The sequence below is a fragment of the Mycobacterium sp. DHQP2018-32-09 genome (genome assembly GCF_058148405.1).
Genome location: NZ_JBYVYK010000202.1, coordinates 1 through 390 on the forward strand (window position 1 = coordinate 1; position 390 = coordinate 390).

1 protein-coding gene is annotated in these 390 nt (G+C 64.1%); it reads left to right on the top strand.

The annotated features are described in order from the left end of the window. Positions 1–390 (top strand): cytochrome P450 (locus tag AC30CM_RS27355; protein WP_490120031.1); only part of this gene is annotated, 390 nt, incomplete at both ends.

A 390-nucleotide genomic window follows, 5' to 3' on the forward strand; every position in this document is an offset into this window, starting at 1 on the left:
GGTCGTCGGCAACGACACGCCGCGAATCGAGCATCTGGCACGCCTGCGTTACGTCGAGCAGATCCTGATGGAAACGTTGCGGATCTGGCCCACGGCGCCGGCCTTCGCCGTCACGCCGCTCGCCGACACCACGTTCGGCGGGAAATACGCCGTTTCTCCGGACGACATCATCATGATCCTGACGCCGATGCTGCATCGCGATACCAGCGTGTGGGGCGACGACGTCGAGGCGTTCCGTCCTGAGCGATTTGCGCCAGAGAATGCGGAAAAGCTGCCGCCGAACGCGTGGAAACCGTTCGGCAATGGCGCGCGCGCCTGCATCGGCCGGCCGTTCGCGATGCAGGAAGCCCACCTCGTGCTGATCATGCTGCTTCAGCGATTCGACTTCTC